Raw genomic sequence first — 24,076 nt, 5'->3', positions numbered from 1 at the left:
AACTCCCGACTCAAGCCACCTTCAGCTCCCTCTCCAGCCTGCGGACGGTATCCCGAAGCTGAATGGCCCTCTCGAACTCCAGCCGATCTGCTGCTGCCATCATCTCCGCCTCCAGCTCGATGATCGCATTTGGAATATCCGATTTCGGAATGTGCCTGGTGTCTGTGATCTCCACCACCTTTTCCCGGATGGGCTTTCTGATGGTCTGGGGGGTGATGCCGTGCTCTTGATTGTAGGCCATCTGCAGCAGCCTGCGCCTCTCTGTCGTCTCAACAGCCTTCTTTATGGAGGCCGTCATCCTGTCCGCATAGAGCACCACCCGGGAATCAGCATTCCTTGAAGCGCGGCCTATGGTCTGGATCAGGCTCTTCTCATCCCTGAGAAATCCCTCTTTGTCTGCGTCCAGAATTCCGATGAACCCCACCTCAGGGATGTCCAGCCCCTCCCGGAGGAGGTTGATCCCCACCAGAACATCGAATTTGCCCAGCCTGAGCTCACGGATGATCTCTGTCCTCTCCAAAGGCTGGATCTCCGAGTGCAGATAGCGTGCCCGGATATCATTCCGGCTCAGATAATCTGTCAATTCCTCTGCCAGCCGTTTGGTGAGGGTGGTGACCAGGGCTCGATCCCCTCTGAGGACCACCTTGCTGATCTCCTCCATCACATCCCTCACCTGCCCATCGACGGGCCGGACCTCCACCTCCGGGTCGAGAAGGCCAGTGGGGCGGATGATCTGCTCCACCAGGGAGCTGGAATGCTCAAGCTCATAGTCTCCTGGGGTGGCGGAGACGAATATCACATTCCTCATGAAGCTCTCGAACTCGCCAAAGTCGAGGGGGCGGTTGTCATAGCTGCTGGGCAGCCGGAAGCCGTAATCCACCAGGTTCTTCTTGCGGGACCGGTCGCCTCTGTTCATCGCCCGGAGCTGGGGTAGGGTCTGATGGCTCTCATCGATTATGAGCAGGAAGTCGTCCGGGAAATAATCGATCAAACAGAATGGAGGCTCCCCCGGCTGCCGGCGGTCAAAGTGGCGGGAGTAGTTCTCTATTCCCTTACAGCTGCCGGTCTCCTCTATCATCTCTATATCATGCATTGTTCGCTGCCGGAGGCGGTGGGCCTCAATCATTCCCAGCTGGGGCAGCCTCTCATCCAGCTCTGCCTTTATGGATTCGATCGCCGCTTTCAGCTCCTCCTCTGGTATGACATAATGCCTGGCCGGATAGATGAAGAAGTAGCTCATATCCTCCACCCTTCTGCCGGTGATCCTGTCAACCTCAGAGATCCTCTCCACAGTATTTCCAAATAGCTCAATTCTGATGATGTTGTTGAAGTAGCTGGGGACGAGATCGATGATCTCGCCATTGACTCTGAAGCGTCCTGGGGAGAGGTCCAGGTCAGAGCGCTCATAGAGGATATCCACCAGCCTTTCCAGGATATCCTTTCTGGAGATCCTGTCCCTCACCTTCAGCTCAAATCCCATGCTCTGGAAGTTCTCTGGATTGCCAAGGCCGTAGATGCAGGAGACGGAGGCCACCACGATCACATCCCGGCGAGAGAGGAGGGAGGCAGTGGTCGCCAGCCTCATCTGCTCTATCTTGGGATTGATAAGAGAGTCCTTCTCTATGTACTGATCCTTTGAGGGAATATATGACTCCGGCTGATAATAGTCATAATATGAGATGAAATACTCAACCCGGTTATCCGGGAAGAACTCTTTGAACTCATTATAAAGCTGCTCAGCCAGGGTCTTGTTGTGGGCGATCACCAGGGTTGGCTTTTGAACCCGTTGGATGACATTGGCCACAGTATAGGTCTTGCCTGAGCCTGTGACACCGATCAGGGTCTGGAATCTCTCTCTTCTCTGCAGGCCTCTGATCAGCTCTTCTATAGCCTCTGGCTGGGAGCCACAGGGAGCAAAGCTGGAGTGGAGGGAGAACTGCTCTTCATGCGGGATAAGGGAGGGGGAGTGCTCTGTCATATTCGATGGCTGAGGCATGATCCTCAGAGCTAATAGCCTTTGCCCTGCACCACATGTAATTGCTCCTTGCATCCTCCCGACTGCACAATGGCTAAATAATCCAGGGATAAAAGACCAGGGGGATGAGTGCGGAAATCATGAGCGAGCCAGATGAGAAGAGGGCAGATGAGAAGATGGCAGGAGGATGGCATTCCCTCTCCATCCAGGAATTGCTGGACCTTTATGCTCCCGTGAAAGAGCAGATAGAGGCAAGGCTGGAGGAGTTTGGGCATATCTGGGAGACGGCCAGCGATGAGGATCTCTTCCGGGAGCTGGTGTTCTGCCTTCTCACCCCTCAGTCCAAGGCCAGGGTATGCTGGAGGGCGGTGCAGAGGCTGGAGAGAAGGTGCCTCATCTCTTCTGGAGAGCCCTGTCAGCTTCAAGAGGAGCTGGTGGGAGTGAGATTCAACCGGAGGAAGGCGGAGTACATATGCCTTGCCCGATCCATGTTCTGCCATCAATCCCTTCGCTCTACCCTGGAGATGTTCTCCAGTCCTGCTGCTGCCCGGGAGTGGCTGGTGGAGAACGTCAAGGGCCTGGGCTATAAGGAGGCCAGCCACTTCTTGAGGAACATCGGCCTGGGAGAGGAGCTGGCCATCCTCGACCGGCATATCCTCAAGAATCTGCTCCTCTTAGGAGTGATAGCAGAGCTTCCCAGGTCACCTACCAAGAGGCTTTACCTTGAGATCGAGAAGGAGATGGCTGCCTTCTCTTCCCGGACTGAAATTCCCATGGGTCAGCTCGATCTATTGCTCTGGTACAAAGAAGCGGGCGAGGTGTTCAAATAAATTCAAGATTATTCCACCAGGAGGCGATCCCCTTTTCCATGAGAGTGCTGATCGCATCCTATCAGCCTCAGGCTCCAGCTTATCACCATCGCCTCCGTCCACTATCCCCGTCCGGCCACCATCCTGGCTCTCAACTGCGCCCGCCAATACCAGTGCATCGGCGATATCCATTGACCTGGCACGATATCCATTGACCTGGCACGATATCCATTGACCTGGCACGATATCCTGCCTCTTCACCATTACTGAGAGATATGCTACAGGCCCCTTTTTCATCATTCTGTAGCACTTATCCATTTGTATGTGGCTCTGCCGATCTTCTGAGGCTCTTTGATTCAAATATCCCTGGAGAGCCGTGAGAGCTTGTTTATCATCCACTTGGTCATGAATCCGGTCAAAAAGCAGATGAACATTATGCTGAAGAGACCATTCCCGCCATCATCGTTCAGAGCTAATAGCCCGGGGCTGGATATCAGATAGGCCATATAGCCGAAGACCATGCTGAGCAGGGGTATGGCCATATACCAGAGCCTCTTGTACCGTGTGGCCAGGCCGTAGCGGCGCAGGTCGTCAGCCACACCGGTGAGGATCTGAGCTGATGCCCCCAGGCCGGCGAAGAACGATGACCAGAGAGGAACGTCAAGAACCTTCACCTCCGGATATTCATAGATCAGCAGGCTGAAGAGGATCACAGCCAGTGCAGCAAATGCTATGGCATACAGGCCGTAGAGCTGGAAGAAGTAGGAGATAGTCCTTAAGCTATGAAACCGGGAGCCTCTGATATTGATCTTGGCTTCATTGAGAGCACTGGTGAGCTCATAGTTCGCCCGGTCGCAGTAGAGGAATGAGTCGGAGAGGTTCTGCTTGTTGAACTCCTTTAAGGCAAGGACATAGAAGTCATAGCCATCCTTTATGTCTATGGAGCTTCTATGAGCGGCCTGAAGCATACGGTCAAGCCTCTTGAGATCTATCTCCAACTCAGAGCATGATTGGGGGATGGAGCAGGGTGTAGAGTTCACATCATAATAACCTGTTAAATTAATATATATAGTTTGCGTGGCGAAAACGTTCTTACACACTTAAAATAATTTTAAAATATTTCAATTCAAAATCGCAGGCAAATAGCCCGATTATGCTCTGGATAGGCCTTCGGATAGCTTATTACAATATCTTATATTCTACCAATCTAATAAATTTATTTTTTTGTGTAATAGGGGATCAGCCCAGCCTTCTGTCATGCGATAAGCTATATAAAATGTTTTATGTATTTGATACTATTCTTGGCCGGATCTCTCAACCCGCCATGGCAAATCAATCCCTTAACCGAGCATAGCAAACCTCCTGGCATTTCTTATCTGCTGCAGAATCCTGCTTTTGAATGAGCCCTTGTGCCTTCCACCACCCGGGTGGCTGGATATCCTCTCAGGAAATGCTATCTGATGCAGCTCATCTATCATGCTCTCAGCGATGAGGTAGCACTCATCAGCTCCCTGGGCAGGGGGATCAGAGAGATCTTTGTTTATTTTCTTCATAAGTACTAATTGTACATCTTCCTTAAAAAATTTTTCCTTGTATAGAACTGGGGGATACCAAAGGATCCTCTCGTCCTCCTCCGGTCATGCTTAATACCTTAAAGGACAAACGGTATGGCATGCTTGAAGATCAGATCTTCTGCCCAGCCTGCGGCACGGATACCAGCCATACAACGATCAAATCCGGACAGGAGAACCTGGTGCGCTGCGATGACTGCGGGACGGTTCATTCCGTTGAGGCGAGAAGGGAGCGTTTGGTCAATCTGAAGGTGATCGTCAACCAGGACGACCGATCCACTCCTCACTTCATCACCATCCCGGCAAAGGAGGTGCTGAATGTGGGAGATGAGCTTTTAGTGGACGACCCATCAAAGGAGGTGGTGATGGCTCAGATCACATCCTTGGAGAGCGATCGCCGGGTCAGGAGCGCTCCCGCCGGGGAGGTGTCGACCGTCTGGGCAAGGGCGACGGATGAGGTGCCCCTGAGGATAACCATCTTCCGGGGAGGCAAGAGCCACCCCCTGAAGACAACTGTCCCTGGAGATGAGATCCTGGAGGTGGGCGAGAGGCGGAGGGCGGAGAGATTCCAGTTCGATATAGTCAAGATCAAGCTGCGGGGCGAGGGTTTTGCCGATGCGGCGGAGGCGAAGGATATTGTTCGGGTTTGGGGGCGGGAGATCTGAGCATGGACCAGAAAAAGAGGCTTTTAGATGGCATGCGGGGAAGGATCAACGAATCAGTCCTGAATGCCATGTCCCGCATTCCCAGAGAGCTGTTCGTTCCCGAGCAGCTTCGAGATAGAGCCTATGAGGATACCCCACTGCCCATAGGCCTGGGTCAGACCATATCCGCCCCCCATATGGTGGCCATAATGAGCGATCTTCTCGATGTCAGGCCAGGGATGAAGATCCTGGAAGTGGGTGGAGGAAGCGGCTATCATGCAGCAGTTCTGGCAGCCCTCACCGGCCCCCAGGGCCGGGTATACTCGGTGGAGAGGATGCCTGATCTCGCTGCTGCTGCCAGAAGAAATCTGCAGGCAGCAGGGATTGAGAATGTCACTGTGGTGGAGGGAGATGGCAGCCTGGGCCTTCCCGAGCATGCCCCCTACGATAGGATCAGCGTCGCTGCATCAGCCCCAAAAATTCCCGAGCCCCTAAAAGAGCAGCTTCAGGTGGGGGGAAAGATGGTACTTCCAGTGGGCGGGGGCTCGCAGGAGCTGATCTTGGTCACGAGAAAGAACGGCCTGTTGGCAGAGGAAAAGATGGGAGTGATCTTCGTCCCCCTCATCGGCAAAGAGGGATTTGGAGAACGGCAGATTTGATATATTCGGCGGGATGATCAACCAGGCAAGATGAGGCCAATTGCGATAATAATCATGGACGGATTCGGCATAAGCCCTGTCCTGGAGGGAAATGCCATTGCTCATGCCCGTAAGCCCAACCTGGAGCGATTATGGAAGGAATATCCAACCGTCACCCTCAAGGCCTCCGGTCTGGCGGTGGGCCTGCCCCAGGGGCAGATGGGCAACTCTGAGGTGGGACACCTCAACCTGGGCGGGGGGAGGATCGTCTACCAGGATCTGACCAGGATCAGCCTGGCAGTGGAGAAGGGCACAATTGAGAGCAATCCCGTTCTGCTGGAGGCGATGGCTCAGGCCAGGAGATCTGGTAGCAAGCTCCATCTGATCGGACTTCTCTCCGATGGCGGGGTTCACAGCCATATCACCCATCTTTACGCCCTTCTGAAGCTGGCAAGATCGATGGATCTATCCCGGGTATATGTGCATGCCATCTTGGATGGCCGGGATGTGCCGCCCCGCAGCGCCCTGGGCTATCTTCAGGATCTGGAGGCGAGGTTCTCCCAGACGGGCACAGGCAAGACGGCCACTGTGAGCGGCCGCTACTACACCATGGACCGGGACCGCCGCTGGGAGAGGATAGAGAAGGCATATCGCTGTTTGGTCTATGGCGAGGGGCCGAGGGCTAAGAGCGCTGAGGAGGCAGTCAGGAAGGGATACGAACGGGGGGAGAACGATGAGTTCATCATGCCCACAGTGGTGGATGAGATGGGCATGGTGGAGGATGGGGATAGCATCATCTTCTTCAACTTCCGGCCGGACAGGGCGCGGGAGGTGACCTGGGCCTTTGTGGACGAGGATTTTCGGGAATTTGCCACCAAACCCCTCCAGGTCCATTATGTCTGCATGACCGTCTATGATGCCACCCTGAAGGTGCCGGTGGCCTTCCCGGCGGAGAACCTCGCTGACACCCTGGGAGAGGTTGCCAGCCGGAGGGGATTGAAGCAATTGAGGATAGCTGAGACGGAGAAGTATGCTCATGTCACCTACTTTTTTAACGGGGGGAAGGAGGTGCTCAATCCAGGGGAGGATCGGGTGTTGATACCCTCGCCCAAGGTGGCGACCTACGACCTGCAGCCCGAGATGAGCGCCTATCAGGTGCGAGATGAGCTCTTAGCCCGCATCGATTCCGGCAGGTATGACCTAATAATCCTCAACTTCGCCAATCCGGATATGGTCGGCCATACCGGCATCTATGAGGCTGCAGTGAAGGCGGTGGAGGTGGTGGATGGCTGTGTTGGGGAGATTGTGGACCGGATACTCAGCGCGGGTGGAGCAGTCCTTCTCACTGCAGACCATGGCAATGCAGAGAAGATGCTCGACTCAGATACCGGCCAGCCCCATACTGCTCATACCACCAATCCGGTGCCATTCTCTCTGATCACCTCTGAGCAGAAGGGCTACCGCCTCCGGGAGGATGGAATCCTGGCTGATGTGGCACCGACAGCACTGCAGCTCATGAATATCCCTCAGCCTGAGGCCATGACCGGAAGGACTCTCATCATACCGGGATGAGGGCAGGCATCCGTCCTGAAGTCCTCTTTGGGATGCTCTTCGAGCCCTCCGGCGAAGCCCCAGCAGCCGCATCCCGCTTTTGATCTATCCCGGGGGTTCCGCCCTGGGAGCTGCTCTGAGATCCGTCTAGAGATCTGTCCTGAGATCGGTCTTGAGACCCACCGGGACGCCGCCCTAAGATCGGTCTTGGGATCTGTCCTGAGATCGGTCTTGAGACCCACCGGAGCGCCGCCCTGAGATCTGTCTAGAGATCCGTCTTGGGATCCGTCTAGAGATCTGTCCTGGGATCTGTCTAGAGATCTGTCCTGGGAGCCCGTCCTGGAATCTGGGAGCCTCCAGTCATTCATATGATTTCAGATTTCAGAAGCATTTTATATCTAGCGGGGATTGATATTATCTGATTGGAGAAGGGATAAACAGATGCGAGAAGATTCAAAGCGAGAAGATTCAAAGCGAGAAGATTCAAAGCCCGAAGAGCCCATCATCCCAGATCGAGACGAACTGCTGGATCTGCTGAAAAATATCATAAGTTTTAGAACGGTCGCCCCACCTGGGGACTGCTATAAGGAGATAGTGGAGTGGCTGGAGCCCATATTCAAGGAGATGGGGTTTAAGACGGCAAAGATTAAAATTCCCGAGGAGGTGTTCGCAGCTAAATGCTCCGACTCAAGGCTGGTGGGAGACCGGTATAACCTGCGGGCCGATCTATCTGTGGGAGCGGAGAAGACCCTGGTGATATATGCCCACCTGGATGTAGTACCAGCAGAAGGGGAATGGGAGACCGATCCGTTCTGTGCAGTGCAGAGAAACGGCCGGGTCTATGGCCGGGGGGTCTCAGATTGCAAGGGATCGATCGCTGCCCTCATCGCCGCCCTAAGGGCCCTCCTGCCCCGGAGCGCGCCCAGGTACAATCTGAGCCTCCTCTTGACCACAGATGAGGAGGTAGGGGGCTACTCCGGCCTGTGCTATCTGACCGATCTGGGCCAGGTGCAGGGAGATATGATGCTCTGCATGGACGGATTTTCAGATGACGTGGGGATTGGAAGCAATGGCATCATAACCTGGGAGGTAATAGTCAGGGGCCAGTCGGCTCATAGCGGTTCCAGCTTCATGGGGGTGAATGCAGTGGAAAGGTCGGTCCTGGCCATGGAGAGGCTCATGGATCTGAAGAGGGTGGTGCAGTCCAGGCGTTCCCGCCTCCCTGCCAGCTCGGCGGTGAGATCCCTGGGCATCGAGAACCTCATCCCCATCCTCAATATCACCATGATCAATGGAGGGATCAAGGAGAACATAGTGCCAGATAGATGCGTTCTCCGGGGGGACCGCAGGGTGATACCGGAGGAGAGGATGGAGGAGGCGATGGAGGAGATGGAGAGGGCACTGGAGCCCCTGAGGTCTGAGGATATCGACTTTGCCCTGAAGTTCTATCCTGGATATCCGCCCATGAGCGTGGACCCGGAGCATGCCTGGGTGAATGAGGTGAGAAGAGCAGTGGAGAAGGGAATGGGATTCTTCCCCCAGCTCTCGGCAGCACAGGGAAGCCTGGATCAGGCCTATGCCACAGAGAAGACAGGGATCCCCACCTGCGTCTATGGAGTTGGCCGGCAGTTGGAGAGCAATATCCATGCTCCAAATGAGAACGTGCGCATAGCTGACCTGGAAGGCTTTGCCCGGTTCCTAATCGAGCTATTGAGATAGCCCATGCTGCAGTTCAATCTTCGATTGTATCTTTGGGAAGAAGGAGGGGAACCGCAATGGTAAGACATTCAAATGCAAGATCTGTATCTCACAGATCGATGCCGATTTGAACACATCAAGATGCATCGCTGCATTCAGCAGAACTGATCGTAGCAGGCTGCCCGCCAACCAGCCAATGGCAGCAGAGCGATCACCGGCTGCAGGCGGCGCCCTTTAGGTTGGCAGTGACTCTCGCCGGTCAGATATGAAGGCCATAGCAGTTGTCGGGACCAAGAAGACGGGAAAGACCACCCTGGTGGAGGCTCTGGTCAGATCCCTGGCAGAGCACGGCAGAGTGGGAACGGTCAAGAGCATGCTCCATCACTCTGTGGACCGGGGAGACACCAAAAGGCATTACGATGCCGGGGCGGATGTGGTCATAGGCCTTGGCGATGCCCGTCTGGTGATCCGGAGGGAGCGGGGAGATCTGGAGTCCGCCCTGGCAGAGCTGGAGAGGGAGGGGATGGACTATGCAGTGGTGGAGGGCTTCAAGAACAGCTCCCTTCCCAAGATCGTCATGGGGGATATAGAGGTGCCAAAGATGCTGCGAAGGGTGAGGCTATCTGAGGTGGACGGGGCCCTGATAGAGGAGCTGACGGAGATGATCAGGGGGTTGGAGGAGTACAGCACACCTGTAGCCGGGCGAGGATAGCAGTCGAGAAGCAGTCGAGAAGCAGATGAGATATTCAATAGCGTCCCGCCCCCCTCATCCCGGCCAGCGCCCCGGCCAGCATCACCGGCCCGTCAAATCCGCTCCTCGCCCGGCTGGAATCGATGAATATCCAGTCCATCCTCTCCGTTATGACCGGAGCGCCATAGGACTGCGCCCCGCACAGGAGCATCAGAGTGCGGAAGATAAGGTTGCCGGAGATGCCCTCCGGTGCAATGACGATATCATCTCCCCGGCAGCCCTCGATCAGAATTCCCTTATGCTCTGCATTTATCCCTGCCTCGGCTGCTCGGGCGGCGATCTGATCTCCCTCCAGGAGGCTTGTATCCACCCTCTCACTCCTCCCCCGGTCCTCCATCCTCCCTCCAGAGAGAACTGCCGCCCGGGGGGAGACGCCCAGCCCTTGCAGGAGCTTTGCCCCCCCAAGCAGCAGATCCAGACGGGCAGAGGGCGTCTCACCCTCATCGATTCCCACTGGCCCGAGAAGAAAGGACCAGCCGAAAAGCTCGATCAGGGCCAGGCGGCGGACGGGCAGGCCGAATCGGTCCACCAGGGCGCGCATGCTCCTTCCTGCAGGCAGGTTGCCCCGCACAGCGCCATCGATCTCGCCACTGGCCAGGAGGCGCACCAGATCCCTCCAGGGCTCATTGCTATTCATGTGATCGAAGGGGCAATCCTCGCCCAAGTCGCCCACCAGCAGCAGCTCTGCGAACCTCTCTGCTGAGTGCAGGGATGCTATCAGCTCCTCGTCTGCATTCCAGATGCCAATTCCTATGCGGGCGCGCCTCTCTTCCGCCCGGTCCTGTAGGGATCTTATAAAGCTGGCGTCCATGAAGCCCCTCAATGAATCCCGGTCACGCTCTCCTGGGCCAGGTCAAAGAGCACAGCCTCCTCCTCTCTGCCTCTGATGATGAGCCTTCTCGCCTCTGTGATCCGGCCTATGACCCGGGCGGTCAGGCCGCGCCTGGTGAACACCTCCAAGACAGCCTCCTGATTCTCGGGCCTGGTGCTGACCACAAATCCCATTCCCGGGTACATCTTCAGCCATTCGACCAGGGAAAGTCCCTCGGGCACGGCTATGGCCTCTACATCCACCACTGCGCCCACCTTGCTCGTCTCCAGGAGCATGGCCAGGGTTCCCAGGAGGCCGGGGTTGCTGATATCCTTGCCCGCCCGGACCAGGCCGCTCTCGCCCAGCTCCCTCATCGATCCCAATTGCTCCGCCAGGACGCTGCTCTCCTTGAAGCTGGTGGAGTCGAAGTTGATGGCAAAAAGAGGATGGGGACTGCCATCCATATCATAGGCGGCAATGATCACCTCGCCGGGCTTTGCTGTGCTGCTTAAGATCACGCCATCCTTCTTCGCCTTTCCGAGGATGGCGACATCCAGGGCGTTGTAGGGCGTATCAGGATGGAGGTGGCAGCCGATGATGGGCACGCCGAACTTCTCTATCCCCTTCTTCATCCCTCGCAGGACCTTCTCTGCCAGCTCTGGATCCCCTATGGAGAGGACGTCCACCATGGCCACCGGCCAGCCACCCATAGCGGCGATGTCGTGCACATTCACCAGCACAGAGCAGTAGCCCGACCACTCTGGGTCTGCATCCATGAGCCTGGACCAGATGCCGTCTGCGGCGAGGAGCATGACCTCATCGCCATCATCTATCACTGCCGCATCCTCCCCGAAGGATGCAATGATCTGCTTGGACTCTATGGGAAAGAATGAGATGAGCTCGCCAATCTGCTTCTTCCTGGTGACTCCCACAAATCCGCGCAGTTCAGCTGCCAGAGACTCAAGATTCATCAGGGCATGCTGGAGCTATGATCAAAAATAGATGTCGCCTAAACTCGGCCGAAAAGTTCTTAAGCAGTTAACTGCATCAGGAAATTGAGCTTTTTGGATGGCGGTCATCTCCTCAGGGGTTCCAATGGAAACGATTCATCAAAAAATTTATAATGCTTTTAAGGATGCTGCTTTTCAGAGATAAAATAAAAAATAATAATAAGTTGTCCTGGAGTTCTTCTGGTAAAAAAGATGTTGTGATCCAAGTTTACACTGGAAAAAAAGGGGTTTATTAATAAAATATTTAATTAAGTTTGTGGGCGCTGATTGCCAAGGCCGCTGAGCTGCAGAACCTCAAAACCGCAGAACAGATGAGCTGCAGAACCACAGAGCCACGAATTGAATCGCTCCGTTAGATTCATCATATCCTGAGACCATCGGATGGTGGATACATCAAAAGAGCAACCGGAGGCGGGATTGAGTGCTGATCAGGGAGTTTGAGCTTGGGCGAAGCCTGCTGGCCAGGCTGGAGCACGGGGAGGAGATCATCGGCCAGATCACGAGCATCATAAGGGAGGAGGATATCCGGGCAGGCCACCTGAACGCCATTGGCGCCCTGGAGGAGGCGGAGATCGGCTGCTACAATCAGCAGACTCATAAGTACCAGGGCATCAAGATCAATGAGCCAGTGGAGATTGCCTCCTGCTCGGGCAACATCTCCCTTCTGGAGGGGCGACCATTTGCCCATGTTCATGCCGTTCTCTCCGGGATGGAGGGGAAGGTCTGGGCGGGACACCTCAACTCGGGCCGGATCTTCGCCGCAGAGCTATATATTCAGGAGCTTGGCGGGCAGGAGCTGATCAGATCTGAAGATCCTGTCACCGGCCTTAATCTGTGGAGAGAGGAGTGAACAACCAGGAGTATTTTCAGTCGTTGCAGCAGGGGCTTGACGAGGCCATGGCCATCGCCCAGGAGGCCCGCAGCCAGGGGCTGGACCCCACCACTGAGGTGGAGATACCCCTGGCAGTAGACCTGGCAGAGAGGGTAGAGAAGCTGATCGGCATCCCTGGAATTGCTGCCCGGATCCGGGAGCATGATGCAGAGGGGATGAGCAGAGAGGAGGCAGCTTTGGCCATAGGAATAGACTTCGCTGAGGGCCGGCTGGGAGGGGGAGCCAGCAAGATCGAGTCGGTGGAGAACGCCATCCGCACCTCTGTGGCCCTGCTCACCGAGGGCGTCGTCGCCGCCCCCATGGAGGGGATCGCCCGGGTGGAGCTGGGAAAGAATGATGATGGGACGGAGTACCTCAAGGTCTATTATGCCGGGCCGATAAGGTCTGCTGGGGGGACAGCCCAGGCGCTATCCGTTCTCGTCGCCGATTATGTGAGGAGAGGGGTGGGCATCGCCCCCTGGAGGCCGAGGCCAGAGGAGGTGGAGCGCTATGTGGAGGAGATCGGCCTGTACAAGCGGGTGGCTGGCCTGCAGTACTCTCCCTCGGACGATGAGATCAGAACCATTGTGAGGAACTGCCCCATCTGCATAGATGGCGAGCCCACAGAGGAGGAGGAGGTCTCAGGCTACAGGGACCTCGAGAGGATTGATACCAATCGGGTGCGGGGAGGGATTGCCCTGGTCTCAGCGGAGGGCATCGCCCTTAAGCGGCTCAAGCTCAAAAAGCATGTCTCAAAGCTCGGCATATCCGGCTGGGAGTGGCTGGACTCCCTGGCCAGCGGCAAGAAGGAGGGGGGGGACTCAACTCCCAAGTTCCTCCGTGATCTGATAGCAGGAAGGCCGGTCTTCTCCCATCCCTCCCGGCCAGGAGGGTTTCGGCTGCGCTACGGCCGGGCGAGGAACACCGGGCTTGCCGCAGCAGGGATCAATCCGGCCAGCATGCTCCTCCTGGGCGAGTTCATGGCCGCTGGAACCCAGATCAAGGTGGAGCAGCCGGGAAAGGCTGCAGCAGTGGCCCCGGTCAGCTCGATTGAGGGGCCCACAGTGAGGCTGCTCAACGGGGATGTGGTGCGTTTTGACTCCGATCGGGATATCCGGGCATGGATGCCTGTGAGCAGCAAAGATCCCAAGGCCATCCAGGCCGCCCTCAGGGCCCATGTAGCAGAGATCCTGGACCTGGGGGAGATCCTGATCAGCTATGGAGAGTTTTTGGAGAACAACCGCCCTCTGGCCCCGGCCTCATATGCCTTTGAGTGGTGGGCGCAAGAGCTTCTCAGAGCAGGGGGCGACCCCGCCGGCTGCCAGTCCATCGATGGCGAGCAGGCCATCGCCCTCTCTCGAAGATATGGGGTCCCCCTTCATCCCGCCCACACCTACCTATGGCATGATCTATCCCTGGAGGAGTACGAGCAGCTCAGGGAGCTGGCAGAAGAGCAGGGCCGGCTGCAGATCGAGGCTGGATCTGGAAAGCCCTTCCAGCTCATCCTTCCCCTGGAGGCGAAGAGATACCTGGAGACATTGCTCGTCCTGCACCGGGTCCGGAGGGGGAGGATAATAATCGATGATCCTCTGCCCCTCCTGCTCTGCCTGGGATTGGAGCCTGCACCAGCAGATCCAGCCGCCCCATCCACCCCGGCAGATCCCGCCGGGCCTGCAGATATCGCAGGCAGTTCATTGAGGAGGATCTCTGAGGGTCGGCAGGGGAATGAGAGAACTGATGAGAGGGCGGAGAGAGGGGAGGGCGGAGCAGAGGATAGAGCAGAGGATGAAGCAGAGGACGGGATGGGAAAAGAGGGCAAAGACTCGGCCCTGGCCTGTGTCAACCGGCTATCAGGATTGCTGGTCAGGGCGCGGGCGCCCACCCGCATCGGTGCCCGGATGGGCCGCCCTGAGAAGTCTGATCGGCGACTGATGCGTCCCCCTCCCCATGTCCTCTTCCCCACGGGGGAGATGGGGGGCAAGGGCAGGTCGGTTCAGGAGGCGGCAAAGCATTCCACTAGCAGCTCCACCGGGATCATCAATGTGCAGATCGAGAGAAGGGTCTGCAAGAGCTGCGGTAAGGAGGGCTTCGCCTTCAAATGCGAGTGCGGCAGCCATACAGAGATGAAGAGGGTCTGCCCCAGATGCAACATTCCCGCTCCAGGAAGGTGCCCCAAGTGCGGAGAGGAGACCAATGCCGTCGCCGATATGCAGATCGATATCAAAAAGCTCTATTTCCAGGCTCTGGAGAATCTGGGCGAGAGGGAGCCCGAGTCGTTGAAGGGGGTGCTGGGCCTCTCCTCCCGTGACAAGACCCCTGAGCCCCTGGAGAAGGGTATCCTGCGGGCCAAGCATGGGATCAATATCTTCAAGGATGGCACAGTCAGGTATGACCTCACAGATCTGCCGTTAACCCATTTCCGACCGGACGAGATAGCCACCAGCCCACAGGTGCTGCAAGGCCTGGGCTATACAGTGGATATGCATGGCCATCCTCTGACCAGGCCGGAGCAGGTCTGCGAGCTGAGGATCCAGGATATCATCCTTTCCCGTGATGCGGGCGAGCACCTCCTGAGGGTATCCTGGTTTGTGGACGAGCTGCTGGTCAAGTTCTATCATCTGGAGCCCTTCTACAATGCCCGCACCCCCCAGGATCTGATCGGCAAGCTGATGATAGGCCTGGCCCCCCATACCTCGGCTGGAGTCCTCTGCCGCCTGATCGGCTACACCCCGGCCTCAGCAGGCTTCGGCCATCCATTCTTCCATGCCGCCAAAAGAAGGAACTGCGATGGGGATGAGGACTGTGTGATGCTTCTCATGGATGCCCTGCTCAACTTCTCCATGTCCTACCTTCCAGCTAAGCGGGGGGGAAAGATGGATGCCTGTCTGGTGATGACCACCATCCTCAATCCAGTGGAGGTGGACAAGGAAGCTCATAACCTGGATCTGAGCCCGGCCTATCCCCTGGAGTTCTATGAGGCCACTCTATCTGCCGCCAGCCCCAAGGAGCTGGAGGGAAGGTTCGATCTGGTCTCTCAGAGGCTGGGCACAGAGCTGCAGTATCAGGGCTTCAACTTCAGCCATGCCACCACAGATATCGCCGCCGGGCCGAGAAACAGTGCTTACAAGACCCTAGAGACTATGATCGATAAGATGGATGCCCAGCTGGAGCTGGCGCGGATGATCCGGGCGGTTGATGAGCGGGATGTGGCGGAGAGGGTGATCAACTCTCATTTCCTGCCCGACCTGATAGGCAATCTGCATGCCTTCTCCAAGCAGAGGGTGAGGTGCGTGAAGTGCGGGGCCAAGTACAGGAGGCCTCCCCTGAAGGAGAGCTGTCCCCGTTGCGGAGGGAGGATCATCCTCACTGTGCATGAGGGGAGCGTGCGAAAGTACCTGGAGGTCTCGATCAAGGTGGCAGAGGAGTATGGAGTCAGCAGCTACACCAGACAGAGGCTAGAGCTTCTGAAGATGGAGATCGACTCCCTTTTCAAGAACGAGAAGGCCAGGCAGACGGGTCTGGCGGACTTCATGTGAGCAGATCATTGCAAGAGGATGAGAGATGAGCCCTGGGTTGGATCTGCAGGCAGGCCCACAACTCAGCCGGCCCGTGGCCATCAGAAATCGGATTGAATCTGCAATCCCTAAACCCTCACCTTCAGCATCCTCTCAATCGCCCCTCTCGCCCGCATGGCGATCTCCTCGGGCACAACAATCCGCGGCTGCAGGGTTCTGAGCGCCCTTAAGACATCGGGAAGGGCAGTCTTCTTCATATTCTGGCAGATAGCCTCCTCGCTCAGAGGATAAAACTCCCTGTCCGGGTGGGCCTTCTTCAGGCGGTAGAGCATGCCCACCTCTGTGCCGATGATGAACTCCCGCGCCCGGCTGGTATTGGGATGCCTGCACATGCCTGCAGTGCTGTAGACGAAATCAGCCAGGTCGATCACCTCCGGCCGGCACTCCGGATGGGCCAGAAACTCTGCACCTGGATGGAGCTGCTTTGCCCTCTTCACCATCTCCGGGGTGAAGTGGTCATGAACATAACAGTAGCCATCCCAGGGGATGATCTTCTTCTTCGTATGACGGGCCACATAGGCGGCCAGGTTTCTGTCCGGCACGAATATGACCTCGTCTTCAGATAACGAATTTGTCACCTGCACCCCATTAGCAGATGTGCAGCAGATGTCGCTTTTCGCCTTGATCTCGGCAGTGGAGTTCACATAGCATACCACTGCTGCTTGGGGATAGAGGGCCTTCAGATCATCCAGCTGCTGAGGGGTGATCATATGGGCCATGGGGCACCAGGCCCCTTTCACCGGCAGAACCACCCTCTTTTGCGGGGATAAGATGGCTGCCGTCTCCGCCATGAAATCCACACCGCAGAAGACTATAACCTCAGAGTCCAGGGCTGCTGCTGCCCGGGATAGCTCCAGGGAGTCGCCTGCCAGATCTGCTATATCCTGAACTGCCGGTATCTGATAGTTATGAGCCAGAATCGTCGCCCGGCGCTCTTTCTTCAAAGCCCGAATCTCTTCTATCGTATCCATCGAGAACAGTTCCAGGGAATGGGAAACTATTATTTCAATCTATTTAAATAGATTTACTGAATATTATTAGCTCAATTAAACTGTAATTGATTGCGATCGGTTAATCTCAATCATTTATTCTCACTCCTCTGCAATCTCTTTGGCCCTCTTCAAGGCCTCCAGTGCATCCTCCATCTTGAAGTCCCTCTGGCTATGAGCCAGGAATTCGCGAAATCTCTCCACCTCCTCCTCTGCCACCAGGCCAGCCGCTCCTTCCATCATCCTCTCATAGCTTCTCTCAGGAAAATACAGGGCCTGCGCACAATGAAAGAGCCGGTCTCTACTCTCTTTGCTGATCACTCCCCTCTGCCAGGCCTCCTCCAGATTGAAGCGGATGTTCACCAGAGGCTCTGAGCGCGGCTCGTAGGTGAAAGGATCAAAGGTCAGCGCCACCTCATCATCGGAGACCAGCCTTCCACTCTTATAAGCCTGATAGATGAGCCCCACTCCCTCCATGCCATAAACATCCAGCTCCGAGGCCCGCAGGGCTCCCATGCTCGATGCTCCCAGGACCCTCGCCCCCGCCTCCAGGGCATATATGACCTCTTTGTGAGCCACAGAGGAGGCTTGGAAGAAGACCCCATCGATGAGAAGGATGATCTTTGCTCCCTCCCGGGCCGCCCGGTAGATGTCGCCCCGCCGGGCAGGAGGGCGCCAGTCAGCCTGTAGCGAAAAGGCCTCCTCTGCCTTAACTTGGGATAGGCTTGGCCCTAGGAAGACGACGACCTCTGGCATTCCTGATCCTCTTGCCCACCCTCTCCGGGTCCACTCCAGCGATCTCAAGACCGGGGACGATCACCCTCACCACTGGGACTTCGATCTCCTCCCGGGTCAGGTCGACCACCACCACCCGCTCCAGCCCCACCTCCTCCAGCCTGCCGATCATAAACCTGATATCCAAAAGGAAGTCATCGCTCTCAAAGGATTGGATATCGCTGAAGCTCCTCTTCTCCCCGATATCAAACCAATACCGGTTGATCCTCTTAGTCCTTTCATAGCCTATCTGCCGGCGGAAATCGGCGGTGACGGTATCCTCTCTTGCCCCGTGGATCTGGGTGAGCCTGCTCTGCGCCACCTCAGTCAGGGCGCGCAGCACCGCCACCCGGGCGCTGGTATGAGTGCCCATCCCAGTGGTGAGCAGAGTGGGATCGCGCAGCTTTACATCATCAGCAGCGGCAGCACAGGTGGGAACAGCGATATCGCTGGTGATATCCCGCAGGTAGACATCCACCTCTGCAGCAGCAAACCTATCCAGGAGGCTCCTGGCCTGGCTATCCTGAATGTCAGTAATCAGCGGCCCCATGCGCCGCGTAGCCTCCACTATCGCCCAGGCATCCCTCTCTATCACCTCTGCCAGGCCGTGGAATATCGCCTCCTCCATGGTATTTCCTGATGCCAGGCCAGTGGTATTGCTCCGGAAGAGCCTCAGGTACTCAGAGGGCAGTGGATGAAATACTGCATTGGCCGGAACTATGATCTGCTCATCGTTCATCAAATCCCATCCCCAAACCCAGGGAATGGGGGCGTCAGCATCCGCCACCGCCTGGGGAGGGAGGATCAGATCGACGGGGTTCAGAGCCTCCGAGCCGAGACTGGAATAACGAGCAATGAATAGCTCCCGGTCTCGCACCTCTCCTGAGTAACGCTCAAGCCCCTCCATCATCGCCGAGACACGAGCCTCGACAGGAGTTGCCCCCTTGCCATTGTAGACGGAGATCGCTCCCCGATCGGCCATCGGCCGGATGGAAGAGAAGACCGGTATGCCGATCCGGTCCAGGTTGGTTATATCTGCCACCCTGGTGATCCCGGCAGCAGGCAGTTTCGCCTCGATGCGTTCCTCAGTCTCCTCCGGGGATACCGCCCGGTGAGTATCCTCCTTGTATCTCTTTATGCAGGGCTCAAGCTTCATCGCCTGATCCTTGAGAGGCGATGGAATATAAACCCTGTTCAAGAGAGGCCCTTGTGATGCTCGGGATATCATCAAGCAGGGATACCGTCAATTGCTGGGATGCCGTCAAATATGGGAACGCCCTCAAGTACGAGGTGCCCTCAAGTGGGGGATATCATCGTGTACTCGGAGCATCCTCAGGCGGCAGGAATGGGAGTCGGTCCCTCATTCTGTAGGCCAGGGCCTGGCAGGTGGCAACCAGCCGGCCGTCCCCTCCTGTCACCCGGATATCACAGGAGGCTATCCTGCGGGATCGATTGATCTCCCGCCCTTCCGCCAGCAGCATCTCCCCGGGATGGGCTGAAGACAGATAGTTGACATTTACCCCCAGTGCCACCGCCACTGTGCCATGGGAGTTGACTGTCAGCTCAAAGGCGGCATCGAGAAGGGAATATATGGCCGCCCCATGAACTGTTCCGAAGAGGTTGCTCATGCTCTCCTTCGTCCTCATCCTCAGGATGGCGTGCCCCGCCTCCAGCTCGATGATCTCTATCCCCAACAGTTGGGCATAGGGCTCCTGGGAAAACTCTCTCTTTAAAGCCGTTAAGCATTGGTCCATGGGAATCGATCCTCTCAGAGGATCATTTCTCGAAATGGTTATATCTGCTCCGCCAGGATCTAGAGATGATGCCCTCCTCCTCAGCCTCCAGGCCGGAACCGGTCTCCATAGAGATCAGTGGATCTTCTGCATCCATCCTGCTCACACAGGGCTCCATCAACATCTGGTTTGGCAGAAAATTCGATAGGCTGCTTCTCTCCAGAATTCTGCTGATAATCTCCAAGGTCGACTCGACCACAGAGCATGAGAAGGAGGTATTATGCCGCTTTGAGGAGATCAGCGAGTTCGAGAGCAATGGCTATATTCTGACCTCATATGCCCGCAAGCAGGACAGATACCGAGCGATATTCGTTGTACCATTCTCAAACAGCCGGGCTCTGGAGAGGTTCATGGAATCGCTATCATTGGAGATAGAGAAGGAGGATGTGAAGATCACCCTTTACTGGAGGGGAGGGAGGGTGAGGATGAACATCATGAAAGAGGAGTTGAGCACCCTCGGCTGCTTTAACATTCTCAATGTGGTCTACAGAGATGATCAGACAGGAGAGCAAATTCGGAGGGAGAAGCCATGAGGTTTGCACGTTGTACAGAGGAGATTGAGATATCTGGAATTAGGAGATGCTTCGAGTCGGCCAAGCCCGGTTCAGTCAACCTGGGATTGGGCCAGCCGGATTTCGATACCCCTGCCCACATAAAGAGGGCAGCGATCAAGGCCATTGAGATGGGGCAGTGCGGCTACACCTCCAACTGCGGGGTGCCGGAGCTCAGAGAGGCACTGGCAGAGAAGTTCAGAAGGGAGAACCTGATCGACTGCACCGCTGATGATATAATGGTCACCAGTGGTGCCAGCGAGGCCCTCTTCCTGGCCATTGCCGCCCTGGTCGACCGGGGCGAGGAGGTGCTGGTGGGCGATCCGAGCTTTCTCTCCTATGCCGAGCTGACCAAATTGGTGGGGGCAAGGCCGGTCTCCGTTCCACTGGACGAGAACCTCCGGCTGGCTCCGGAGGCGGTAGAGGAGAGGATAACCGAGAAGACCAGGATGATAATCATCAACTCCCCCTCCAACCCCACAGGATCGGTACAGACGGGCGAGCAGATGAGGGCCATCGCCGAAATAGCCGATGACGAGGATATCGCTCTCCTCTCAGATGAGGTCTACGAGCACTTCATCTACCGGGGGGAGCATGTCAGCCCCGCCCGGTTCGCAGAGAATGTGATCACCGTCAATGCCGTCTCCAAGACCTATGCCATGACCGGCTGGCGGCTGGGGTATCTCGCCGCCCGGAGCGGGGCCATAGAGCAACTGCTCAAGATACATCAGTATATCCAGGCCTGCGCCAGCTCCATCTCCCAGGCAGCCGCTCTGGAGGCGGTCTGCGGACCGCAGGATTGCGTCCATCAGATGAGGGACGAATTCAGGGCCCGCAGAGATCTGCTGGTGGCCGGCTTCAGGGAGATGGGTGTGGAGCTGACTGAGCCCGATGGCGCCTTCTATCTCTTTCCCCGGGTGGGAGATGGTGACCTGATGGCCGAGAGGCTGGCCCAGGCGGGGGTCATCACCGTTCCAGGTTCGGCCTTCGGTGTTGGTGGCCGCGAGCACATCAGGATCTCCTATGCCGCCAGCCGGGCCAATCTGGAGGAGGCCCTGCGGCGGATGAAAGATATCCTTTAAATAGATGAGTCGCATTCGCCCCTAGGAGTGATGAAATGAAGGAGCAGGTTGAGGTCAGAGAGCTGAAAGAAGGAAGGTATGTGATCATCGATGAAGAGCCCTGCATAATCAAGAGCATATCCCATTCAAAACCCGGTAAGCACGGCTCAGCCAAGGCGAGGGTGGATGCCATTGGCATCTTCGACAATCAGAAGAAATCCATTGTCCAGCCGGTCACCACCAAGATCTATGTGCCCACTGTGGAGCGCAAGACCGGCCAGGTTCTCTCCATCGGAGAGACATCAGTGCAGTTGATGGACCTGAGCAGTTATGCCACCATAGACGTTCCCATAGACGAGGACCAGAAGTCCAAGATCGAGGAAGGAAAAGAGGTGGCCTATCTGGCAGTGATGGGCAGGACAAAGCTGGATATCCGCTAGGGATAAAGCGGCTTCGTGGCCAAACGATCAGCTTTCTGCTCCTGGGCGGGCTGTCCAGGTTTTTCTGTAGCCTGCCTTCGATCCCAGCCATTTTTCTTTTAAGGATGTCGAGGTGATAATTGTCATCCTACTCCGCCTACAGCGGCACGGGCTCGGATCAGTTGGACCCATTCGATTCCAAGGACAGCAATCTATGGCGAAAGGCGGAGCATCTGGGCCGCTACCTCTTCGCCGCTGATTTTCTTCGCCATCGTTCTGTTGGGCTTGCCGCGGATATATCCTGCGGCCTGGGATATGGATCAGCAGAGCTGGCCTCGATCTTTGAGAAGGTTGTGGGCATAGACAGCAGCCAGAGGATGATCGATCAGGCGATGAATAGATACAAGCTGCCCAATGTCCGCTTCATCTGCCTGGACCTGGAAGAGGATGATCTGTGCAGCCATATCCCGCCGGAATCCTGTGGAGCAGTGGTCAGCTTTGAGACCCTGGAGCATCTGAACGATCCCGGCGGGGCAGCAGATCAGATCAGCAGAGTCCTCATGCCCGAGGGCTTTCTCATCTGTTCCGTACCCAATGTCATCTACGAGGCGGGCGATGGTGCCGGCCTGCCCAAGAACCGCTCTCATAAGCAATGGTTCAGCTTCCCCTCCCTCTCCCGGATGGTGGAAGGATGCGGCATGCGGGTGATATACCGGCTGGGCCAGTCTCGCTCCCGAGCCCTCTTTCGAAGAGAGCAGCAGCTCTTTAATGCCGGGAGGATTGAGCACAGGTTGACAGAAGAGCAGACAATGCATTCACCGGAGATGATCCGCTGGCTCTCTTATGTCGCCGCCTACCCCACAGTAGAGGATGTCGATGGATCCTATTCCATCATAATTGTGGCCCAAAAAAGGGGCCCAGAATAGATACAGCAGATCAATCAGATCCAATCATCAATCAGATCCAATCATCAATCAGATCCAATCATCAATCAGATCCAATCATCAAAGTAATATAGACTCAACTGTTATATTCTCATCAGCCATTCGCCCATCTCTCATTTTCTCAGCCAGGCCGATCACAGCTCCGTATCCCTGGCGCAGCTCTCCCACATTGATCACCAGCGTGGAGCCGATCCGGCATTCTCCCCGGTCCTCATGGATGTGGCCGCATAGAACCAGATCGGGCTGATAGTCCTCTATGAAACGGCGCAGCCCCAAGGAGCCCGATCTTTCGCCGTTGTAGAGAAGATCCTGCGCCCCACGTGGGGGCTGGTGGACGATGACGATCTTGCACCTGGCATCAGAGACCTTCAGATAGGCCTTCTCCAGAATTGCATAGACCTCCTCATCCCGATGGTAGAACCGATTTGGGTCTGCCAGCCTGCGGGGGTCCAAGGAGACCATTCCCCCAAGTCCCAGAAAACTGTACCCCTTATAGCGAAAGGTGGATTGATGGAGCAGGATAAACCCAGCCTCTTCCCAGAGCGGGTAGATGGTATCTCTATGGTCCATATTGCCGGGGACGATCAGCACAGGCGGCCCGAGGCGGGCCAAGGCCATGGCCGCAGGCCTCGCCCTCTCCCCGGGGCTGCCGTTATGAAGGTCGCCGCAAAAGGCGATGATATCGCATCTGATATCCTCCAGACCATCGAGCCTCTCTATGCTGTCATGAAGGTCTGCCAGCCCCAGAATTCTCAGAGCTTCACTCATTGATCATCTTATTGACGGTCTAGTCTATCATCTCGTTGATCATCTCGTTGATCATCTTATCGATCATCTTACCGATCATCTTATCGATCACCTCATGGATCATCGCCTGGGCAGGCTGCGGACTCACGGATATGCGGATCTCTAGGATACAGTATGGGCGGGCTTGGATGATGCCGGCTCAGCCTGCTGGGGGAAGACATCCACTATGATCAGGTTGCTCGGCTGGTTGTTTATCACGAAGTAGAGCATATGCCTCCCAGATAGATCGGCATCAAAGCTCATTGTGCTATAGCCCGGATTCAACTGATAGGTTCCATAATAAGGCAGTATGTTATTGGTCTGGGTGGTCTGATAAAAGCCTGCACTCCCCCCCTGGGGTGCATAGGCCACCAGCTCCAGTCTGCTTCCCAATGGCACGGCCGCATATTGAGACCAGTTGCTTGTTCCCTTTATCCATAGATCGCTCCTCATGGCCATGGCAGATGCATACTGGGAGTATGCCAGTCCCTGGCCGTCACCGTAATAGACTGCCTGGGGCTCTTTTCCAGATATATCAAATTGAGCGGGATTGCCCACCACCCCGCCCTCAGCAGCGGCTGCAGCGGCTTTATAATACTCTCTGTAAGGAGCAAAAGCGCTCTCTGTCGCACCTGTGGTATAAAGGGATGGGTCTGAGGTGGGCAGGGGATATCTGACGCTTGGTACGGGCTGGTCCAGCCAGTCCAGCATCCCGGCCAGGCCCTCATCCAGGGTACCCCGGCCGTATGACTGGCCGATATTGGGATTGGCATAGCCTCCATTCACTGCAAAAGCAGGCAGCATCAGACTGGTCGCCAGTATGCAGATGCATAATATTCCGCGATTCATCTCATT

25 protein-coding genes are annotated in these 24,076 nt (G+C 56.3%); 12 read left to right on the top strand and 13 right to left on the bottom strand.

Translation table 11 applies throughout. From position 1 onward, the window contains the following. Positions 1–10: 10 nt before the first annotated feature. Positions 11–1,996: an excinuclease ABC subunit UvrB gene (uvrB, locus tag IPI63_RS08055; RefSeq protein WP_394357587.1), complete on the bottom strand. Its 1,986-nt coding sequence runs from the start codon at positions 1,994–1,996 to the stop codon at positions 11–13. A gap of 104 nt (positions 1,997–2,100) precedes the next feature. Here uvrB and IPI63_RS08050 point away from each other — a divergent pair, with 104 nt between their 5' ends. Beyond that, the gene (locus IPI63_RS08050) at positions 2,101–2,805 is read left to right on the top strand and encodes an N-glycosylase/DNA lyase (RefSeq protein WP_292477859.1); all 705 of its coding nucleotides are present in this window, start codon (positions 2,101–2,103) and stop codon (positions 2,803–2,805) included. On the opposite strand, the gene IPI63_RS08045 is transcribed toward IPI63_RS08050, so the two are convergent. The 3 genes from IPI63_RS08045 to IPI63_RS08035 all read right to left on the bottom strand — a co-directional run bounded on the left by IPI63_RS08045 (position 2,764) and on the right by IPI63_RS08035 (position 4,337). Next, positions 2,764–3,102, bottom strand: a complete 339-nt coding sequence (locus IPI63_RS08045; RefSeq protein WP_292477858.1) for a hypothetical protein — start codon at positions 3,100–3,102, stop codon at positions 2,764–2,766. The two genes, IPI63_RS08050 and IPI63_RS08045, sit on opposite strands and share 42 nt — an antisense overlap. Positions 3,103–3,140: 38 nt before the next feature. Beyond that, positions 3,141–3,824 (bottom strand): hypothetical protein, encoded by a 684-nt coding sequence (locus tag IPI63_RS08040; protein WP_214064683.1) that lies wholly within the window; start codon positions 3,822–3,824, stop codon positions 3,141–3,143. A 300-nt stretch (positions 3,825–4,124) separates the two neighbouring features. Beyond that, positions 4,125–4,337: a hypothetical protein gene (locus tag IPI63_RS08035; protein WP_214064682.1), complete on the bottom strand. Its 213-nt coding sequence runs from the start codon at positions 4,335–4,337 to the stop codon at positions 4,125–4,127. A 119-nt stretch (positions 4,338–4,456) separates the two neighbouring features. Between IPI63_RS08035 and IPI63_RS08030 the strand changes: the two genes are divergently transcribed. The 3 genes from IPI63_RS08030 to gpmI are packed head-to-tail and all read left to right on the top strand — an operon-like array spanning position 4,457 to position 7,209. Continuing rightward, complete coding sequence (locus tag IPI63_RS08030; protein ID WP_292477855.1) at positions 4,457–5,020, top strand: HVO_0476 family zinc finger protein; 564 nt, start codon at positions 4,457–4,459, stop codon at positions 5,018–5,020. A gap of 2 nt (positions 5,021–5,022) precedes the next feature. Beyond that, entirely contained in the window at positions 5,023–5,658 is a 636-nt protein-coding gene (locus IPI63_RS08025) for a protein-L-isoaspartate(D-aspartate) O-methyltransferase (protein WP_292477854.1), read from the top strand. 30 nt (positions 5,659–5,688) lie between these two features. Next, positions 5,689–7,209 carry a 2,3-bisphosphoglycerate-independent phosphoglycerate mutase gene (gene gpmI / locus IPI63_RS08020; RefSeq protein ID WP_292477852.1) on the top strand — a complete coding sequence of 507 codons (1,521 nt, stop codon included), beginning with the start codon at positions 5,689–5,691 and terminating at the stop codon, positions 7,207–7,209. Here gpmI and IPI63_RS08015 read toward each other — a convergent pair. Continuing rightward, positions 7,164–7,430: a hypothetical protein gene (locus IPI63_RS08015; protein WP_292477850.1), complete on the bottom strand. Its 267-nt coding sequence runs from the start codon at positions 7,428–7,430 to the stop codon at positions 7,164–7,166. The two genes, gpmI and IPI63_RS08015, sit on opposite strands and share 46 nt — an antisense overlap. A gap of 199 nt (positions 7,431–7,629) precedes the next feature. Here IPI63_RS08015 and IPI63_RS08010 point away from each other — a divergent pair, with 199 nt between their 5' ends. After that, positions 7,630–8,907, top strand: coding sequence for a M20 family metallopeptidase (locus IPI63_RS08010; protein WP_292477848.1), 1,278 nt, complete (start codon positions 7,630–7,632; stop codon positions 8,905–8,907). Positions 8,908–9,151: 244 nt separating this feature from the next. Next, positions 9,152–9,598: a molybdopterin-guanine dinucleotide biosynthesis protein B gene (gene mobB / locus IPI63_RS08005; RefSeq protein WP_292477847.1), complete on the top strand. Its 447-nt coding sequence runs from the start codon at positions 9,152–9,154 to the stop codon at positions 9,596–9,598. A gap of 34 nt (positions 9,599–9,632) precedes the next feature. Here the strand turns inward: mobB and IPI63_RS08000 are convergent, their stop codons facing one another. Further along, positions 9,633–10,448 (bottom strand): methyltransferase, encoded by an 816-nt coding sequence (locus IPI63_RS08000; RefSeq protein ID WP_292477845.1) that lies wholly within the window; start codon positions 10,446–10,448, stop codon positions 9,633–9,635. 8 nt (positions 10,449–10,456) lie between these two features. Then, positions 10,457–11,419: a methanogenesis marker 2 protein gene (locus IPI63_RS07995; RefSeq protein ID WP_292477844.1), complete on the bottom strand. Its 963-nt coding sequence runs from the start codon at positions 11,417–11,419 to the stop codon at positions 10,457–10,459. A gap of 460 nt (positions 11,420–11,879) precedes the next feature. Between IPI63_RS07995 and IPI63_RS07990 the strand changes: the two genes are divergently transcribed. Next, positions 11,880–12,308, top strand: coding sequence for a PPC domain-containing DNA-binding protein (locus IPI63_RS07990; RefSeq protein ID WP_214064674.1), 429 nt, complete (start codon positions 11,880–11,882; stop codon positions 12,306–12,308). Between the two features lie 47 nt (positions 12,309–12,355). Continuing rightward, positions 12,356–15,865, top strand: a complete 3,510-nt coding sequence (locus IPI63_RS07985; protein ID WP_394357586.1) for a DNA polymerase II large subunit — start codon at positions 12,356–12,358, stop codon at positions 15,863–15,865. Positions 15,866–15,972: 107 nt separating this feature from the next. Here IPI63_RS07985 and nadA read toward each other — a convergent pair whose 3' ends face one another. From nadA to IPI63_RS07965, 4 genes are all read right to left on the bottom strand, one after another. Continuing rightward, positions 15,973–16,875, bottom strand: coding sequence for a quinolinate synthase NadA (gene nadA, locus IPI63_RS07980; RefSeq protein WP_214064673.1), 903 nt, complete (start codon positions 16,873–16,875; stop codon positions 15,973–15,975). A gap of 120 nt (positions 16,876–16,995) precedes the next feature. Beyond that, complete coding sequence (locus IPI63_RS07975; protein ID WP_214064672.1) at positions 16,996–17,649, bottom strand: TfuA-related McrA-glycine thioamidation protein; 654 nt, start codon at positions 17,647–17,649, stop codon at positions 16,996–16,998. Beyond that, positions 17,603–18,823 carry a YcaO-related McrA-glycine thioamidation protein gene (locus IPI63_RS07970; protein ID WP_292477840.1) on the bottom strand — a complete coding sequence of 407 codons (1,221 nt, stop codon included), beginning with the start codon at positions 18,821–18,823 and terminating at the stop codon, positions 17,603–17,605. The genes IPI63_RS07975 and IPI63_RS07970 overlap by 47 nt, the downstream gene beginning before the upstream one ends. Positions 18,824–18,977: 154 nt before the next feature. After that, positions 18,978–19,421, bottom strand: coding sequence for a PaaI family thioesterase (locus tag IPI63_RS07965; RefSeq protein ID WP_214064670.1), 444 nt, complete (start codon positions 19,419–19,421; stop codon positions 18,978–18,980). A 65-nt stretch (positions 19,422–19,486) separates the two neighbouring features. On the opposite strand from IPI63_RS07965, the gene IPI63_RS07960 reads away from it, so the two are divergent. The 4 genes from IPI63_RS07960 (at position 19,487) to IPI63_RS07945 (ending at position 22,417) form a co-directional block, all read left to right on the top strand. After that, positions 19,487–19,993, top strand: a complete 507-nt coding sequence (locus IPI63_RS07960) for a hypothetical protein (RefSeq protein WP_292477838.1) — start codon at positions 19,487–19,489, stop codon at positions 19,991–19,993. Then, entirely contained in the window at positions 19,990–21,093 is a 1,104-nt protein-coding gene (locus tag IPI63_RS07955; RefSeq protein WP_214064669.1) for a pyridoxal phosphate-dependent aminotransferase, read from the top strand. The genes IPI63_RS07960 and IPI63_RS07955 overlap by 4 nt, the downstream gene beginning before the upstream one ends. Before the next feature lie 35 nt (positions 21,094–21,128). Beyond that, positions 21,129–21,512: a translation initiation factor IF-5A gene (locus IPI63_RS07950; protein WP_214064668.1), complete on the top strand. Its 384-nt coding sequence runs from the start codon at positions 21,129–21,131 to the stop codon at positions 21,510–21,512. Positions 21,513–21,631: 119 nt separating this feature from the next. Further along, on the top strand, positions 21,632–22,417 hold the full coding sequence (locus tag IPI63_RS07945; RefSeq protein ID WP_292477836.1) for a bifunctional 2-polyprenyl-6-hydroxyphenol methylase/3-demethylubiquinol 3-O-methyltransferase UbiG: 786 nt from the start codon (positions 21,632–21,634) through the stop codon (positions 22,415–22,417). Positions 22,418–22,495: 78 nt separating this feature from the next. On the opposite strand, the gene IPI63_RS07940 is transcribed toward IPI63_RS07945, so the two are convergent. Together IPI63_RS07940 and IPI63_RS07935 are read right to left on the bottom strand one after the other, a co-directional pair. Next, positions 22,496–23,203, bottom strand: a complete 708-nt coding sequence (locus IPI63_RS07940) for a metallophosphoesterase (RefSeq protein ID WP_292477834.1) — start codon at positions 23,201–23,203, stop codon at positions 22,496–22,498. A 141-nt stretch (positions 23,204–23,344) separates the two neighbouring features. Further along, positions 23,345–24,070: a hypothetical protein gene (locus tag IPI63_RS07935; protein WP_292477833.1), complete on the bottom strand. Its 726-nt coding sequence runs from the start codon at positions 24,068–24,070 to the stop codon at positions 23,345–23,347. Positions 24,071–24,076 lie beyond the last annotated feature (6 nt).

The sequence above is a fragment of the Methanothrix sp. genome, from assembly GCF_016706325.1.
Classification (GTDB): Archaea; Halobacteriota; Methanosarcinia; order Methanotrichales; family Methanotrichaceae; genus Methanothrix.
This window is presented reverse-complemented; position numbering and strand designations above follow the sequence as displayed.

Bases quoted from the DNA above. Each gene is read 5' to 3' on its own strand.
- uvrB (WP_394357587.1), bottom strand. From the start codon at position 1,996: ATGCCTCAGCCATCGAATATGACAGAGCACTCCCCCTCCCTTATCCCG.
- IPI63_RS08050 (WP_292477859.1), top strand. From the start codon at position 2,101: ATGAGTGCGGAAATCATGAGCGAGCCAGATGAGAAGAGGGCAGATGAG.
- IPI63_RS08045 (WP_292477858.1), bottom strand. From the start codon at position 3,102: ATGGATAAGTGCTACAGAATGATGAAAAAGGGGCCTGTAGCATATCTC.
- IPI63_RS08035 (WP_214064682.1), bottom strand. From the start codon at position 4,337: ATGAAGAAAATAAACAAAGATCTCTCTGATCCCCCTGCCCAGGGAGCT.
- IPI63_RS08030 (WP_292477855.1), top strand. From the start codon at position 4,457: ATGCTTGAAGATCAGATCTTCTGCCCAGCCTGCGGCACGGATACCAGC.
- IPI63_RS08025 (WP_292477854.1), top strand. From the start codon at position 5,023: ATGGACCAGAAAAAGAGGCTTTTAGATGGCATGCGGGGAAGGATCAAC.
- gpmI (WP_292477852.1), top strand. From the start codon at position 5,689: ATGAGGCCAATTGCGATAATAATCATGGACGGATTCGGCATAAGCCCT.
- IPI63_RS08010 (WP_292477848.1), top strand. From the start codon at position 7,630: ATGCGAGAAGATTCAAAGCGAGAAGATTCAAAGCGAGAAGATTCAAAG.
- mobB (WP_292477847.1), top strand. From the start codon at position 9,152: ATGAAGGCCATAGCAGTTGTCGGGACCAAGAAGACGGGAAAGACCACC.
- IPI63_RS08000 (WP_292477845.1), bottom strand. From the start codon at position 10,448: ATGGACGCCAGCTTTATAAGATCCCTACAGGACCGGGCGGAAGAGAGG.
- IPI63_RS07995 (WP_292477844.1), bottom strand. From the start codon at position 11,419: ATGAATCTTGAGTCTCTGGCAGCTGAACTGCGCGGATTTGTGGGAGTC.
- IPI63_RS07985 (WP_394357586.1), top strand. From the start codon at position 12,356: ATGGCCATCGCCCAGGAGGCCCGCAGCCAGGGGCTGGACCCCACCACT.
- nadA (WP_214064673.1), bottom strand. From the start codon at position 16,875: ATGGATACGATAGAAGAGATTCGGGCTTTGAAGAAAGAGCGCCGGGCG.
- IPI63_RS07975 (WP_214064672.1), bottom strand. From the start codon at position 17,649: ATGCCAGAGGTCGTCGTCTTCCTAGGGCCAAGCCTATCCCAAGTTAAG.
- IPI63_RS07970 (WP_292477840.1), bottom strand. From the start codon at position 18,823: ATGAAGCTTGAGCCCTGCATAAAGAGATACAAGGAGGATACTCACCGG.
- IPI63_RS07965 (WP_214064670.1), bottom strand. From the start codon at position 19,421: ATGGACCAATGCTTAACGGCTTTAAAGAGAGAGTTTTCCCAGGAGCCC.
- IPI63_RS07960 (WP_292477838.1), top strand. From the start codon at position 19,487: ATGATGCCCTCCTCCTCAGCCTCCAGGCCGGAACCGGTCTCCATAGAG.
- IPI63_RS07955 (WP_214064669.1), top strand. From the start codon at position 19,990: ATGAGGTTTGCACGTTGTACAGAGGAGATTGAGATATCTGGAATTAGG.
- IPI63_RS07950 (WP_214064668.1), top strand. From the start codon at position 21,129: ATGAAGGAGCAGGTTGAGGTCAGAGAGCTGAAAGAAGGAAGGTATGTG.
- IPI63_RS07940 (WP_292477834.1), bottom strand. From the start codon at position 23,203: ATGAGTGAAGCTCTGAGAATTCTGGGGCTGGCAGACCTTCATGACAGC.
- IPI63_RS07935 (WP_292477833.1), bottom strand. From the start codon at position 24,070: ATGAATCGCGGAATATTATGCATCTGCATACTGGCGACCAGTCTGATG.